The 16,211-nt window shown below is 46.6% G+C and carries 10 protein-coding genes; 5 read left to right on the top strand and 5 right to left on the bottom strand.

Going from position 1 to position 16,211, the window contains the following annotated elements:
- Nucleotides 1–147: 147 nt before the first annotated feature.
- Nucleotides 148–783, top strand: coding sequence for a 3-keto-disaccharide hydrolase (locus OKW21_RS23705; RefSeq protein ID WP_277487771.1), 636 nt, complete (start codon nt 148–150; stop codon nt 781–783).
- A gap of 117 nt (nt 784–900) precedes the next feature.
- Here OKW21_RS23705 and OKW21_RS23700 read toward each other — a convergent pair whose 3' ends face one another.
- From OKW21_RS23700 to OKW21_RS23690, 3 genes are all read right to left on the bottom strand, one after another.
- Nucleotides 901–1,566: a ClpP family protease gene (locus OKW21_RS23700; RefSeq protein ID WP_277484289.1), complete on the bottom strand. Its 666-nt coding sequence runs from the start codon at nt 1,564–1,566 to the stop codon at nt 901–903.
- A gap of 405 nt (nt 1,567–1,971) precedes the next feature.
- Nucleotides 1,972–2,241: a hypothetical protein gene (locus OKW21_RS23695; RefSeq protein WP_277484286.1), complete on the bottom strand. Its 270-nt coding sequence runs from the start codon at nt 2,239–2,241 to the stop codon at nt 1,972–1,974.
- Nucleotides 2,222–2,770, bottom strand: a complete 549-nt coding sequence (locus OKW21_RS23690) for an RNA polymerase sigma factor (RefSeq protein ID WP_277484284.1) — start codon at nt 2,768–2,770, stop codon at nt 2,222–2,224. The genes OKW21_RS23695 and OKW21_RS23690 overlap by 20 nt, the downstream gene beginning before the upstream one ends.
- A gap of 866 nt (nt 2,771–3,636) precedes the next feature.
- On the opposite strand from OKW21_RS23690, the gene OKW21_RS23685 reads away from it, so the two are divergent.
- Together OKW21_RS23685 and OKW21_RS23680 are read left to right on the top strand one after the other, a co-directional pair.
- A complete protein-coding gene (locus OKW21_RS23685) occupies nt 3,637–6,762 on the top strand; it encodes a PVC-type heme-binding CxxCH protein (protein ID WP_277484282.1) in 3,126 nt (1,041 codons plus the stop codon).
- 14 nt (nt 6,763–6,776) lie between these two features.
- Complete coding sequence (locus OKW21_RS23680; RefSeq protein WP_277484279.1) at nt 6,777–8,084, top strand: FG-GAP repeat domain-containing protein; 1,308 nt, start codon at nt 6,777–6,779, stop codon at nt 8,082–8,084.
- 9 nt (nt 8,085–8,093) lie between these two features.
- Here the strand turns inward: OKW21_RS23680 and OKW21_RS23675 are convergent, their stop codons facing one another.
- Nucleotides 8,094–8,414 (bottom strand): hypothetical protein, encoded by a 321-nt coding sequence (locus OKW21_RS23675; RefSeq protein ID WP_277484276.1) that lies wholly within the window; start codon nt 8,412–8,414, stop codon nt 8,094–8,096.
- A gap of 458 nt (nt 8,415–8,872) precedes the next feature.
- On the opposite strand from OKW21_RS23675, the gene OKW21_RS23670 reads away from it, so the two are divergent.
- Both OKW21_RS23670 and OKW21_RS23665 read left to right on the top strand, forming a co-directional pair.
- Nucleotides 8,873–9,526 (top strand): LuxR C-terminal-related transcriptional regulator, encoded by a 654-nt coding sequence (locus OKW21_RS23670; RefSeq protein ID WP_277484273.1) that lies wholly within the window; start codon nt 8,873–8,875, stop codon nt 9,524–9,526.
- A 279-nt stretch (nt 9,527–9,805) separates the two neighbouring features.
- Nucleotides 9,806–10,063: a hypothetical protein gene (locus OKW21_RS23665; protein ID WP_277484265.1), complete on the top strand. Its 258-nt coding sequence runs from the start codon at nt 9,806–9,808 to the stop codon at nt 10,061–10,063.
- A 111-nt stretch (nt 10,064–10,174) separates the two neighbouring features.
- Here the strand turns inward: OKW21_RS23665 and OKW21_RS23660 are convergent, their stop codons facing one another.
- Nucleotides 10,175–15,838, bottom strand: coding sequence for a PAS domain S-box protein (locus OKW21_RS23660; RefSeq protein WP_277484262.1), 5,664 nt, complete (start codon nt 15,836–15,838; stop codon nt 10,175–10,177).
- Between the last annotated feature and the right edge of the window lie 373 nt (nt 15,839–16,211).

Genomic DNA, 16,211 nt, shown 5'->3' with positions numbered 1-16,211 from the left:
ATCTTTTGGAGCTGTTTTTTTTCATTGTAGGGCAGTCTGCTTTCATATTTTAGTATATTTCAGGAATAAATGGTATGTGCTATCCCTAAGAGCCGGATATACAGCCAACTTTTTGAATTTATACACATCCTAAAACTTATGAAAACTATGAAAAAAGCCATGTATGGCATCGCCTGGGTGCTCCTTCTGACAGTAATAGCCAGTTTTTCTACTAAGCAGGAAGGCGAATGGATCAGCATTTTTGACGGAAAATCGTTAGATGGCTGGAAAGCCAGTGAGAATCCTTCTACTTTCTCCATAGAAGATGGTAAGATCAAAGTGGCAGGTCCTAGGGCACACTTATTTTATCAGGGACCCGTAGAGAACCATAACTTTGATGACTTTGAGTTTAAAGCACAGGTCATGACCAAGCCGGGCTCCAACTCAGGTATGTACATCCATACGGAGTACCAGGAGGAGGGCTGGCCCAGCAAAGGCTATGAGATACAGGTGAACAACTCCCATACCGACTGGCGTCGTACCGGCAGCCTCTATGCCATTGATGATGTACGTGAAGTCTATGTGAAAGACAATGAGTGGTATACTGAGCATATCATCGTAAAGGGGAATAATATCACAGTGAAGATTAATGATAAAACGGTGGTGGATTATACCGAGCCAGAAAACTTAGAGCGTGATGACAGCATGTCAGGACGTAAGCTTTCCAGTGGCACCGTAGCCCTGCAGGGCCACGACCCCGAAAGTGTAGTCTACTATAAGGACATTATGGTACGCCCGCTTTAAGGTTTTGAAGATGACATTGTGATCCTCTGCAAGTTGTTTGAAAACTTCGACAAAGCTACAACCATTATGGCTTTAGCTTTGTCGAAGTTCATATCCACCATGGTAGTCCGGGTTCACTTAATTGCTCGGCAGTTTCTTCCCATTATATAAGCTTACTTCCAGCTCACTTTTATTTAGCATGATCAGGTTGCCGGTATCACCCAGTACTTCGTCTATCAGTCCGAATTCCTGGGCTTCCCTGGCATTCAGAAAACGATCACGGAGGAAGTAGTCTTCTATTTCTTTCCAGCTATGGCCGCTATGCCTGCCCATGATATGAAAAAGTTGGGTCTGTAGTCTCTCCTGCTCGCGGGTAGCGATACGCACATCTTCGGTATAGCCTTTGGCGCCTCCTCCGGTGGGGTGCATATGCACGGTGGCCTGCGGAAGTGCATAGCGTTTGCCCGCCTGCCCTGAGCAGAGCAAAGCCGTAGCCATGCTACCGGAGAAGCCAATCGCTACGGTAGAGACCGGCGCGGAGATCATCTGCATGGCATCATAAATGGCCAGACCGGCATACACACTGCCTCCCGGACTCTGGATGTATAGGTCTATCTGCTGCGTCTGACTCTGGCTGTTGAGGTAGAGCAATTGCGCTACTATCACATTGGCGATCTGGTCGTCAATGGCGGTGCCCAGGAAAATGATGCGCTCTTTGAGCAGTAAGCTATAAATATCATAGGCCCTTTCGCTGCGACCACTGTTGTCAATGACCATCGGAATTACACTTGCGTTGATTGACATGAGAATTTATTTAATGGTGAATGAATATTGATTGATGATGAATGTGCAGGGATGAATAAGGATGTCCTGTAATCGTAGGAGTAGCCTAAGCCTTGGTTTGTGTCTTCACAAACCTATAAGATGCATGTTTTATGTGCTGATAAAGTGTTGGTAATAATCTTTAAGTATGAAGACTTATTTACATTAAACTAAAAACTGGTTTCAGTCTTGAAGACTGAAATCATGAATGAGGGCAAAGTCTGAGACTTTGCTTCATGTGTCCACTTCAGTTAGAAACTGAAGCGAGTATCTTGCTACAAAGCAAAGATTTAAACTAATAGTGTCACCTTACTTAATAGGCAATAGCATGCCTTTCAGTGCAAAAGGGTTTGCCTGCTATCTTAAGTAATTGACAGATCTTATTGGTTATTTAGTGAAGAGACGCAGCACTTTCTGCCGGAAGCTTCTGTGTCTGGCCTGGGTAAACAGTTGCTGATGTGCTGCCTCTATTTCAGCCCTGAGCTGCTGACGCCCGTAAGCCCGCACCAACTGATAAATCCGCTGCTGCCGCTGTACTTTCTCTTTCAGAGCTTCATCCAGCATCATATGGGCTTCAAAAAGCAGTAAATCTTCCGGCTGCTGCTCCTGTAAGAGATACTCTTCTATGGCTTTGATTTCATTCAAGGAAGTCCTCATAGCGCAGTGATTTTTCTTTGACGGTATCTCTTACTTTTTCTATGCACTTGTACTTCTGCACCGTAGCCGAACGTATGCCTGAGTAGCCAAAGCGCTGGGCGATGTCTGCCAGAGGCAGCTTGTCGTAGTAGAAGGCTCGTAGCATATCCATGCATTTTCTGCCGGAAGATTCCAGAAAGCGTAGCAGCTTGGTAGAGGAAGGCTGCTCTGCTGCTTCCTCCACCATTATATCCGCATCTGTATGATCAAGCGTAGTGGAAGGCTGCTCTTTTCTGAACTTCTTCAGCCACAGATGTTTGGCGATACCCAATATGTATACCTGCTCATGCTGCACATGCGTGTCTTGTGCTGTCAGCACCTTTTCATAATAGATGACCAGCGCATCCTGAAACACATCTTTGGCTTCTTCAAATGCCCCTCCTCTTTTACTGATATATTGAGCCACCAGCGGAAAAGCTTTCTGATAAAGCGCAAGAAAAAGCTGCTCTCTTACTTCGCCGGACTGCTCAGGATAATCATAGTTAATCATAAGCCTGGGTTTTTATATACATGTGTCATTTGTAAAGCAGGTATCACCTTTATTGGGTAAATTTTTTATGCTTAATCTAAATTTAACGAATATATGCTTCCAAAAGATAGCGGGAGAGGGCACCCCTTAAGCTAATACGGCCGATGGTTTAGCTTAAAAGACAACAACATGCAGACCTGGTAGGCAGGTTCGGTTCAAAAAAGAGACCCCCTAGGCCTATAAATCAACATCTTTTAGGCCATGCTACGGTACATTTTCGGTTTGTGTCTCACAAACCGAGGCTCAGACACCGTGGGCTTGTGTCCCACAGCCCACTTCAGAAAATGTACCGTAGTATATTTTAGGCATAAATGCACGAGTTGAGTCTCAGATGAGTGAGTTCAGAGGTGACCATGGTGCGCCGGAGGCTAATGATACTCATGGGAGGTAGCATCAAACTCACAAAACGAGCCTCAGAAAGATTTGGGAGGCAGGTGACACAGCGATTCTGAGGCTTAGGCTGTATATTTTGCCCTCAAAAACGCACAAAATGAGCCTCCTAACACGCAATGTCATGCCTTCCGAGTGTAATCTGAGCCTCAGATTGCACTTTTTACCCGCTGCTGAAGGTAATATTAAGCTGTAGTGGAAGACTCGAGTTTATATCTAGTACTGAACTAGAGAAATTTAGCTGGCATCATTTGAAGAAATTCCTGCTAAACGTATGGGTGTAATGGAAGCATACCCATTGTTTAGCTTTCATCAGCTTTCTCTTCCTTTTGAATACGAATAAAAAATAGTAACATTATAGAGATATCTTATCAAAACTTTACCTAAACGTAAAGTTGAGATATGCTTGAATACAACAACCTAATGCTACGTATTTTATGCCAGTAAATCATCTGCCTGGTGCGCTTTTGCAAAGTGGGCCGCTCGCCATTATTGCTATAAGTACTGCTTTGTTTCTAGGCGCCTGTAATCCCGCTCCTGAAGAACAAGAAGAAAACGAAGCGCAGTACAGCGGGAGCAAATTCAGCGAGCACATCAGAACGACTGAAGCCCGTACACCGGAAGAAGAACGGCAGGGATTCATACTCCCCGAAGGTTTTGAAATACAGCTTTTTGCCTCAGAGCCAGACATCGGAAAACCGCTTAATATCGCCTTTGATGTCCGGGGCAGACTCTGGGTCACGCAGTCTTACGAATATCCTTTTCCTGCCGAGCCGGGTAAGGGGACTGATCGCCTTTCCATCCTGGAAGATACTGACGGCGATGGCAAGGCTGATACATTTACCCATTATGAAGATACGCTCAACATTCCTATTGGTCTGCTGCCGATAGAAGATGCAGCCATTGCTTATAGTATTCCCAATCTGTATCGTTTTACCGACAATAATGGCGATGATCAGGCCGATCAAAGCAAGGTAGTACTCGGTGAATTTGGTCACGTGGATACCCATGGTATGGTCAATAATCTGACCCGGGGTTACGATGGCTGGGTGTATACCTGTCATGGCTTCACCAATACCTCTACCATAGCCGGTGCCGACGGAGATTCCATCAGCATGACTTCCGGCAATACTTTCCGCTTTCTGCCCGATGGCAGCCGGGTGGAGCAAACGACTTTTGGACAAGTAAATCCCTTCGGTTTAGCCTATGATGAATTGGGCTATATGTATTCTACTGATTGCCACACTTCACCGATTTACCAACTGATTCGCGGAGCCGACTATCCGCACTTTGGCAAGAAAGAAATCGGTATCGGCTTTGGGCCCGATACCAAGCCAATGGGTGAAGAATCTACCGCCTTATCAGGTTTAGCGCTTTATGATGCTACGCAGTTTCCTGAAGAATATCGGAATAATTTCTATATCGGTGATGTGGTGACCTGCCGGGTACACCGCAATTCTTTTGAGTTCAAAGGCTCTACCCCGGTGGCTAAGGCAGAGGAAGATCTGGTGAAAAGTGCCGACCCCTGGTTTCGTCCGGTAGACATCAAACTGGGACCAGATGGCGCGCTCTATGTTGCTGACTTTTATAACTCCATCATCGGGCACTACGAGGTGCCACTAGACCATCCCAGGCGGGATAAAGTGAGAGGCAGAATCTGGCGCATTACCTATACCGGTGCTGCTCAAACAGAAGATACCAACTTGGCTGATAATACGGTAGAAGAACTGATAGCTGCGCTTGCACATGACAACATCACAGTACGTATGATGGCAGCGGATCAACTGGCCGATCAGGTAGGAGAAGAGGCAGTAGCCCCTGCTAAAGCGCTGCTCAATGATGCTTCTACTGAAGCTCAGCCTTATACGCTCGCCCTTTGGGTATTGTATCGGCTGAACGCTTTGGACGAAGAGATCCTCCGCAAAGCAGCAGCACATGATAACCCTATCGTCAGAACCCATGTAATGCGGATACTGAGAGAAACCGATGATGCTGAGCAGAGGTATTATGAGCTTGTCACGAAAGCATTGAATGATAATGATCTACACGTGCAAAGGGCAGCGGTAGAAGCCATTGCCAACTATCCAGGTATACAAACTATGGAATTGCTGCTGGGACAAAATGATAAGATTCCTGACTACGACACCCATTATCGCTACACCCTGCGCCTGATGCTGCGCAACCTCATGCGTGATGAAGAGATAATGCAGAGGGTAGCAACCATGGGTTGGGATGCGCAGCAGGCAGCTACCTTAGCGGATGTAATGGTAGGCGTGGAAAATACCGGTGCCGGACTCTTCCTCTATAATTATCTGGCCTCAACTGATGCTGATGAAAAGCTGGCAGTCAATTTACAGCATGCAGTACGCTTTGTGCCTCCCAATCGTATGACAGCAGTAATCCGGCTAGGCAGAGAAAAGGCAGGAGAAGATCTGGACTTAAGCTTCAGTATCTTCAAAGCCATGCAGGAAGGCTTGCTACAGCGAGGCGCTGAAAATCAGACTGCCATGCAAGCGTGGGGAGGACAGCTTGCGGAGAATCTGTTTATGGCCTATCTGCCGGGAAACAGTGTGCCTGAGCTAGCTGACACCACCAAAATCAATGCTGAAGACGCAGAGAAGCTGAAGCTGGCGGTAGAACTGGCAGGAAATTATAAGCTCGCTGCTTTGGCTCCTGAGATGAAAACAGTTTTGCAGACCTCTGTAGACGATGATCCCGCAGTGAAAGTGGCTGCCGCCCAGGCTCTGCTGACCATTGCTCCCGAGGAAAATATACGCTTGGTAGAGGACCTTTTGCGGGATGAGCAGCAGCCAGTAGATGTGAAGCGACGCCTGATCGCTATGCTGGGCGAAATGCCTGCTGCTACAACGACTAGTGTGCTGGCTGAGGTCAGCAATCTTTCTCCTGACCTGCAAAAAGAAGTAGCGACAGCGCTGTCCTCTTCACCCCAGGGCAGGGATCTTCTTTTCCAGAAAGTACAGGAGGGAGATGTATATGCCCGTGCTTTGGTGGACCCAAAAGTTAAAGAACGCTTGCTCCTGAATATCTCAGATGCCCAGCTGAATACGTTTGAAGCACTGGTGGCTAACGTTCCGGCGCTCACGGAAGAGAAAAATGAGCTGATTGAGGAGCGTATGGCTAATTTTACCGATGCCGATTCATTGGTGCAGCCGGGAGTAATGGTATTTAACCGGAATTGTAAAAGCTGCCATCGGGTAACTAATGAGGGAGGTATGATCGGCCCTCAGCTCACCGGAATCGGTAACTGGGGCGCAGAAGCTCTGGCGACTAAAATCCTGGATCCTAACCGTAATATTTCAGAAGCTTTCCGCACTTATACCATCAAAACCAAAGATGGACAGGTCAGGACAGGTTTATTCCGCCGGGAGGAAGGTGAAGCCATCGTCTTTGCGAATATGAACGGAGAAGAGTTTTCCGTAGCCAAAAGTAATATTGCTGAGCGAGAGCCTTCAGAATACACCCTGATGCCTGACCACTTTGGAGAAGTTCTCCCTCAGGAAGATTTTAATGCCTTACTTTCATATCTTTTGAACCAACAATAGTGAACATTATTCCAATGAAACGCCATCTTAACTCGTACTCCAGGGTCTGTGAAGACACAGGGCTTTACAAGTATGTTTGCGATAAAGCAAATTCAATACTTTTTACAATACAGAAAAGATTCCTACGGAATGACATACTAAGCGGATACTGTAGCTTTTCCACACTAATTATTCCTTTATTACTCCTGTTCAGCCTGGATTCTGCTTTGGCCCAAACGGGAAATGATATCAGCAAACCAGTACAGTTCAAGAAGAAGATGGTGGCTTCGGAAAGCTATGAGTCAGTGGGGGTACTGGATATCAACGGGGATGATACACTGGACATTATTTCCGGTGCATTCTGGTATGAAGGTCCGGATTATAGGAACAGGCATTTTGTAACAGAGGTAAGCCGCTTCGGGCATGAGTACTATAATGACTTTTCCAGTATCCTCATAGATATTGATGGCGATGGGCATAAGGACTATGTAACCGGAGGTTGGGGCAGTCAGCATATTGTCTGGCTGAAGAATCCGGGGAACACCGACAACTGGCAGCAAACGGTAATTGATACCACCGGCCCGGTAGAATGTACCCGTGCCTGGGATGTGGATGGTGACGGACATCTGGAAATCGTACCGAATAATCCCGGTAGTGCACTCAAGTTTTATAAGTTGGAACGAGATGAGCAGGGGAAAGGTACTGCTGAGTTTACCCGCTACGATGTAGCCGATAAGCAGGGCCATGGATTAGGCTTCGGAGATATCAATGGAGATGGCAGGGGAGACTTTATCATTAGCAATGGCTGGCTGGAAGCTCCTGAAAACCCTCTGGATGGTGAATGGCAAATGCATGAAGAATTTAACATAGGAGCAGCCAGCGTCCCTGTGCTGATCGTTGACGTCAATGAAGATGGAAAGAATGATATCATTGTCGGGCAGGGGCATGGGTATGGACTGCATTGGTACGAGCAAAGCACTGATGACTCAGGCCAGCGCAGTTGGGTCAAGCATCCTATTGATCCTTATAATTCACAGTTTCACACGATGGAGTGGGAAGATGTAACCGGAGATGGCAAGGCGGAACTCATCACTGGCAAACGCTATCGTGCTCATAACGGCCGTGATCCGGGCGGCCATGACCCGCTGGGCTTATACTACTTTCAGTGGAATGGCGACTCATTCACCAAGCACACCATAGACTATGGCCCTTACGGAGAAGGCAAAGGCGCGGGACTTTATTTTGCCGTAGTAGACCTGAGAGGTACTGGAAGAAATGATATTGTGGTAGCCGGAAAAGACGGGCTTTGCATTTTTTATAATGAAGGCTATGGGGGAAAATAATACCATCTCTTACAAGCTGCCTTCCAGCCTGGCGTAAAATTGTATGAAGTCCTGCTTTACCTTCTCTGCAAGCTCAGGCTGGTATGCTTGTAAACTCTCAGCCAGTACATTGAGTACGTACAAATGCCTGTTGATTTCCAGCCTGTCGGTAGTATTTTCTCCCCTCAGGTAATAGTCCAGTAGCTCAGTAGCATTTTCGTGCAGCGCTTTACTCAGCACGAGGGCTTCCTGCTGCTTTTCCAGTTGAAATAAGTACCTGACAATGTGTACAGTGTTAAAGTCCATAGCGTAGGCTTGCTGGGGCATTGCCTGCATATATTTATCCAGCACCTCTTTAGCCTGCTCATCTTTACCCTCCCTTAGCAGGTTCTCAATAAGTGTATTAAACCACTGCCGGTAAATGGATATGCCCCGGTTGACATGGTCTTCGGTGCTGTAGACTACATTCGCCTCAGTCAGCCTGATGGAGAACCGCTGTATTATGAAGATTTTGCCGGATGAGCGAACAGTGAAGCTGAACTGTGCTTTACCTTATTGCTTAGCCGGTTTTGCCTGGCAAATACGTGGGAGGGTTATTTTAGCGAATGTGTAGCTTCCGTTTACAGAAAATATAAAAATACGCTGTTTTCTTTAGCGATACCCATGAGAAATAGGTATAAACCTCAAACTAATTCGTGTATTAAAAGTTGATATTTGGCAACTTTTACACTATTATATACTTAACAATCATTGATTATTTTTTATTAGAAGCCGCCAAATTGTTTTTTTTCAACTATAATTTTTTTGTCATGAATAAATGTAAGATTGTATTGGCTGACGATCATGTGATTCTCACTCAGGCTACATCTTCTCTGCTCTCGGATTGTAAGGACATAGAACTTTTAGCTACTGCCTCTGATGGAGAGCAGTTACACAAACTGGTGGAGGAACTTCAGCCCGACATCCTTATCTCAGATATTAACATGCCGGGGAAATCAATTTTTGATATTTCTGAGGAAATCAGAAATAAAGAATTGCCTACAAAAGTCATTATCTTTAGTATGCACGACTCTCCTGATTATGTGTACAAAGCGCTCAACAGCTCAGTATCCGGCTACATCACCAAGCAGGCGGAAAAGAATGAGCTGATAGAGGCGATCAAAAGCATACAGGAAGGTAAAGAATATTACAGCCAGCCTATCAGCCAGATCATTGTCAAAGGCTTTAAAAACAGGAATGATGCCAGCGGGAGTGATCAGAATCCTATCAATGCACTTACCAGGAGGGAAAAAGAAGTACTTACATTATTGATTGAGGGGTTGAGCTCTAAGCAAATCGCTGATAAACTTTTCCTGAGTGAGCGTACAGTCTCTAACCACCGGGCCAATATGTTACAGAAATGCAATGTAAACAATACTGTGGAGCTGGTAAGGCTATATCTGGATAATGCGAATAAATGGTAAGTCGGGCGTAGCAGGAGCTTATTGTATAGATAATAAAATCAAAGCTGGCGGCTACCTGAATCTGAAAAAAAATCCACCTCTGCCCTCACTATTCGTTTTATGTATGAGTAAATAAGCTTAGTAAATAGGGGAATCCAGGCAGTCATACTAGGAAGCTCAAATTAGATGGAAATTGAGTAGAATCACGGGAAAATTTGAATGGAAATGGATATGGATAAAGCTGCTTTTATTTTGTTGTTTTAAAGTAATAGAAATAATTATCTAAACTATTGTATTTATATGGAAGCACAAAGTATTCGTTCACTCAATTATCATGACAGAATCAGGTTGCTAAAGAGGTATGGCAATTATCTCACTACTCGTATTAACTCCTATTACTATATCAAGCTTTACAGTATAAGTGGACAGTTTGTTGAAATATGGTCATCCAGCCACATCCCCTGGGAAGGTATCGTAAAGATCAAAGTATTGAATAATACAAAAGCGCTTGAACCTTACCTTAGCAAAGAGCTATTCCAGCGGGTAGCTATGCAATAAGCCGCATAGCTATTCCGTTGCTCTGGGAGATCTGACTACTCTTCACGAGCTGTTTCATAAGCTAAAGCCCGATGATTTTTCCTGAATCTTTGACCGAACAAAGCTAAGTAGCTAGCCCAGTTGCTCATGCCTTTGCTGGATTTTAGCGATCAGCTTTTCTAAGTCCTTTCGTATCTCATCCCTTTCTTTTTTTAATGCTTCTGCTGAAGTGCCTGCTTCTACCTGACGACGTAAATCCAGCATTTTTTCGTAAAAGGGTTCCAGTCCCAGCATGGTATATAAGGTTTTTGCTTTATGCATGCTGTCTTCCAGTTGTGCTTTATCCTGCTGTTCCAGTCCTTCCAGGTATTCAGCCTGGTACGATTGCAGTGCCTTAAGTGCCTTTTGATAGAATAGCTTTTTCTTTTTTACTGAATCATTGAAATGATCTTCCACTTTGGCAAAGTCTGGAGCAAGTATGTCTTTATCTGGCCTGGCTTCCTGCTTTCTGGATGAAACGGAGAGTGAATCCCCTTCTCCGACCACCTGAGAAATAATAGTTTTCATCAGCTGTTGCGGCTCAAAAGGCTTGGTTACCATGGCATCAAAGAGTCTGCTTCCCTCCTCCGAAACTTCTTCGGTCATGGAAGTATCAGCCGACAGAATGATAATGGGAATCTGGGCATAGTGCTTATTAAGCTTACGTATCTGCAGCGTGGCTTCTACCCCATCCATTTCCGGCATGCGCTTGTCCATCAGGATAAGGTCATATTGGGTCTGGCGGGCTTTCTCCACAGCTTCTTTTCCATTCATAGCTTCATCCGCTTTTAGCCCCCACCATTCTTCCAGATGTTGTAGTACCACCATACGATTGATCTCAGCGTCTTCTACCAGCAAGATTTTTACTTTTCTTAAAAGGGCAGCATCTTTATTGCTTTCTGTATACATATGTTCTGCCATTTTGAGCTGGGCCTGGTTGCCAATTTCCTGCACCAGGCTAAAGGAGAATACGGAGCCTACTCCTTCCTCACTTTCTACTCCGATTTCACTGCCCATAAACTCCAGCAATGACTTGGAAATGGAAAGCCCCAGCCCTGTGCCCCCGTATCGGCGTACCGTACTGCTGTCAGCCTGGGTAAATTTCCCAAAGATCTTCTTGATTTTGTCTTCCGAAATGCCAATGCCGGTATCTTCTACCTCGAAGAAAAGCCAGGCGGCGTCTTTTTCCAGTTTCTCAAGCTTCACATTCAGGTAGATACTGCCATGCTCGGTAAACTTAATGGCATTACTGATCAGATTATTGAGGATCTGAGCCAGCTTATGGGGATCACCTTTGAGGACATCTGGCACATTATCAGCGATGTGAAAGTAAAGTTCACTATCTTTTTGCTCAGCCAGCGGCAAATGCGCCTGCCGGATGCTGTTTACCAAAGTAGAAAGCTGGTAATCTACATGCTCCAACTCTACCTTGCCTGCCTCAATTTTGCTATAGTCCAGTATGTCATTGATCAGGATGAGCAGGCTATGGGCGGAGAACTTCAGCGTATTGAGGTTTTCCTGCTGGTCACGGCGGGGGTGCTTCTGTAGCAGCAAACTGGTAAGTCCGTTGATGGCATTGAGCGGCGTGCGTATCTCGTGGCTCATGGTAGAAAGAAACTCATCTTTAGCCTGGGCGGCTATTTCCGCTTCATGCTTTGCTTTTTCCAGGGCTTCCTGGGCAAGTTTGCGATCGGTAATATTTTGTGCGATACCAATGATGCGTACCGCTTTGCCCTGCTGATCACGAAATACTCTGGCATTTTTCTCCAGCCAGATGATACCATTGTCACCGCTATTAATTCTAAAGGCAATACTATAGGTTTCTGCCTCCTTTTGAGCCAGCTCAAGTTCCTTTTGTGTTCTTTCCCGGTCATCTTCATGAACCATCCGTATCATCTCATCCAGGCTTTTGGGTAAATCCTCTTCAGAGGGAAGGCCGATTACGCAGCTGGCACTGCCCGAATACTGAAACTCCTGCGTAGCCATATCCAGCTCCCAGGAGTACATGTTTCCTGAGGCGGTAGCCAGCCGAAGACGCTCTTCTGATTGTCGTAGGGCTTCTTCAGCCTGCTTGCGTGCGGTAATATCTATCATGGCTCCAAACAGATAATCAGTCTTACGACCTACTTTTCCTGTTATTTCTAAGGTTTTTGCCCGGGAACTGATCCAAAGGAGTTTACCATCAGGATGGACAACCCGATACTCAATTTCAAATGCTCCTGTCCCTTCAGGTCCGGTAGCTTCTGAAACGGCTTCAAGCACAATGGAGCGGTCTTCAGGGTGGACTCTCTCGAGAGCCATATCAAAATCTTCAGGAATGTCTGGCGCCAGGCCCAGCAGTTCACCTACTCTCTTTGACCAGTAAAGCTCATTTGTTTCGGGGTTTAACTGCCAGACGCCGATTCCGGATGATTCAAGCGCCAGCAAACGGTGCTCTTCACTCTTACGCAGTTTTTCAGCAATCTCCTTTTGTTTAGTAATGTCCTCAGTAACCATAATGATGCCTTTAGGCTTTCCTTCTTCATCACGAAAAGGTGCACTACTTACGCGTATCCATCGCTCAGGACCGTCTTCAGGCGTATAGAGGAATTCCATACCCGGGCTTACCACCTCTCCCCTTAACCCTCTGGACCCAGGCCATTCAGAAGGATCTACCAAAGAGCCATCCTTGGCCCAGCTTTTCCACCTAAAAGTCTCCGATGCGTTAAGGGACGGGATAGAATGAGGAGTCAGCTCCCGGATAAGTGAAGTCTGAAGCAGCCAACTCCCGTTGCTGTCAAGCATACCTACGCCAACAGGTAGTTGCTCAAGTAACTGACTGAGACGTTCTTCACTCTCTAGCAGCGCTTCTTCCGCCTGTTTTTGTTCAGTAACATCTGTATTCATACCTACATATCCCTGCAGGGAGCCCTCTTCGTTTCTTAAAGGTACGGCACGTAGGGTGGTCCAGCGCCATTCGCCACCTTTATGCTGCAAACGTGCCACCATGTTCACCGCTTTTTCTTCCTTCACACATGCTTGCCAGTTGCTCTCGCTTAGCTTCTTGTCCTCAGGGTGTACCGCATTCAGCCAGCCAAAACCCTTACATTCATCAAAAGTTTGTCCGGTAAAGGCGCGCCAGGAGGAAGAGTCTTCTACCATTTCACCTTTGGCATTGGTGGTCCACACCATTTGGGCAGAAGCCTCCACCAGAGCTCGAAATTGCTCCGCACTATTCCTGAGTTGCTTTTCTGCCTCTATTCTTGCAGAGATATCAATAAAAGTAATGACTACCCCTTCTATCCGGTCTTCCGCACTACGGTAGGGCAGTACCCGCGTCAGGTAAGTGTTGCCATTCCTGTCTTTTACCTCCCTTTCTATCGGTATCAGTTTCCTGAGTACTTTTTGCGCGTCAGAGATCAACTCATCATAACCCAGCTGATGCGTCTGGTCCGAGATCAGACGCCCTCTGTCAGCCGGACGGACATTAAACAGCTCTCCGAGCTGAGGTGTAAAGCGCAGTATGCGTAACTTTTTATCCAGAAAGAGGGTGGCAATATCGGTAGCGGCCATCAGGTTTTGCAGATCATCTGAGAGTTGCCCCAGCTCCTCTACCTTGTGTCGGTTCTCCTGGTTGAGGGTGGTTAGCTCTTCGTTCATAGATTGCAGCTCCTCCTTGCTGGTTTCTAACTCTTCCAGCGTAGAGCGCAGTTCCTCATTGGCCGATTGCAGCTCTTCATTAGAGGCTTTCATTTCTTCCCGGCTGGTTTCATATTCTTCTATCACTGCCTGCAGGCGCTGCCGCGTATCTTGCAGTTCACGGCTAAGTTCTTTTACCTGCTCAGAATTAGGCGCTTTGTCCCTGCTGGTAGTCCGGGTTTCTATAGAAGCGCTCCTTTTGTCATATTCTTCAAACAGGACCAGGATCACATTTTCCTGAGAGCTTTCATCTACCACCCTGGCAGATAGAATAATCTGATGTGGCTGTCCGTCCAGAGTAATATTTACCGGATTGGAGCGCGTCAACGTCCTGCCTTCCCGGGCAGCGTAGATAGTAGAGCGTAATTCCATTTGCAACTCAGGGCGTATCAGCTTAAAACCGTCGCGGCTGAGTTCCCCTCCCGAAATCTGTAGGTAGCGCCCGGCATTTTCAGAAACATGCATCACCTGATAATCCGGGCTGAGCAGGATACTGGGCGGCCCGTAGCGCTCTACCATCTTCTGGTGGAGCGCTCCGTAGGGCAGGCTCGTCTGCTCCCTTTCTCCCGATGGTTCCGGGGGAAAGCGCGTATGTACAGTAGGGAAAACCGGCAGGCGAGGCTCAGGGCCGGCTACATTGCGTTTGGCATATATGGAAAGCTCTTTGTTCTCCGCCCGGAAGAGGTCAGTACTTTCCAGGTGTTCGGAGCTGCCCAGTACGAGCGTGCCATCGGGGCGCAGAGAATAGTGAAAAAGCTCAAACACATCGCGCTGTACATCCCGCTGTAGGTAAATAAGCAGATTACGGCAGACGATCAGGTCAATGCGGGAGAAGGGCGGATCACCCAGCAGGTTGTGCGGGGTAAAGATCACCAGCTCACGCAGCTCCTTACGGATGCGATAACCGCCGTCTTCTTTGGTGAAAAAGCGGTGCAGCCGCTCCTCGCTCACGTCTACCTTAATGTCTCCCGGATAAAAGCCATCCCTTGCTCGCTTAAGGGAGTGCTCGTGCAGGTCAGAGGCAAATACCTGAATGGAAGGGGCAGTCTCCCTGCGGCTGGCTTCTTCAATGAGCAGCATACCCAGTGAGTAAGCTTCCTCACCAGTAGCGCAGCCTACCGACCATACCCTGACCTGTTCGTCCAGCTTCTTGCGCTCAAAGATTTGAGGGATGATCTTATCTTCAAGGTTCTGGTATACCTCCGCATCCCGGAAAAAGCTGGTGACATTGATCAGAAAGTCATCCGAAAGCAAGTGAACTTCTTCTGTATTTTTGCGAAGCAAAGTAATATAATCTTCCAGATGCTCTATCTGGTGTAGCTGCATACGGCGTTGCAGGCGGCGTAGTATAGTAGAGTGCTTATAACGGCTAAAGTCACGTCCGGTGCGGGCTCTTACCTGCGCGTAGATTTTATGGATGAGCTGTCTGCCTTCCCCTTCCGGCTCTTCAGCAGGGTCCAGAATTTTGAGTTTGGGTCGGGTAGAAACATATTTAAGCAGGAAAGGGGGGATTTCTTTTAAAGGCATCACCTTATCTACCTGACCGGAGAAGATAGCACTCTGGGGCATACCATCAAATTCAGCTTCTTGTGGGTCCTGTACGATAGTTAAGCCTCCCTGCACTTTGATCTCTCTGATACCCAGTGTGCCATCGGAGCCGGTGCCGGTAAGAATAATGCCTACCGAATTACCATCATGGGTAGCGGCCAGCGTACGGAAGAAGTGGTCAATAGGCGCACGTTCCCTGCGCCTTTCTTCCAGATCCGAAAGACGCAGATGGGTATCTATGGTATTCAGATTAGCATTGGGGGGAATTACATAGACATGGTCAGCTTTCAGAGGAATTGTTTTGGTGACCTGCTGTACCGGCATCCTTACATGGGGTTGGAGCAGTTCCGCCAGCGCGCTTTTATGCTCCGGAGAGAGATGCACTACAATGACATAGGCCAGCCCACTGTCCGGGGGAATAAGAGAGAAAAAACTTTTCAGGGCAGCCAGGCCTCCTGCCGATGCTCCTATACCTACAATAGTAAGAGGTGAGGCTTCTGTATTGGGTTGTGCTTGTGTATTTGTTTTCATATAAAAAAATGCCAATAGGTAAAATGTAGGTAAAAAAGATAATTTACAAATTGTACGAGCAACTCCATGAGAATATATATAATTACCTACTCAAAATGAGTTTAAGTTTCCTGTGCAAGCTCCCAGCTTTACTTCTAAGAAGAGTACCATGATCAGCAACTATCTTAGCTTACAGAAACCTTAGGGCTAGTAAAGTGGAGGGAATTAAGAAAAGTGCCAATGTAGCCGCTGTATCTGACTTTAGTTTCACGCATGAGATCAAGATTTGATTCTAAAACTTATGTTACCTCCTATCAAATCTCAAGCCTGAGTATAGGTGGAGAATACTGAAACTGATTGACTGTTTTATACGGACTGCCACCAACATACTGAC

The organism is Catalinimonas alkaloidigena (assembly GCF_029504655.1).
GTDB lineage: Bacteria > Bacteroidota > Bacteroidia > Cytophagales > Cyclobacteriaceae > Catalinimonas > Catalinimonas alkaloidigena.
Note: the sequence above shows the minus strand (reverse complement) of the source record. Positions and strands in the feature narration are given on the sequence as shown.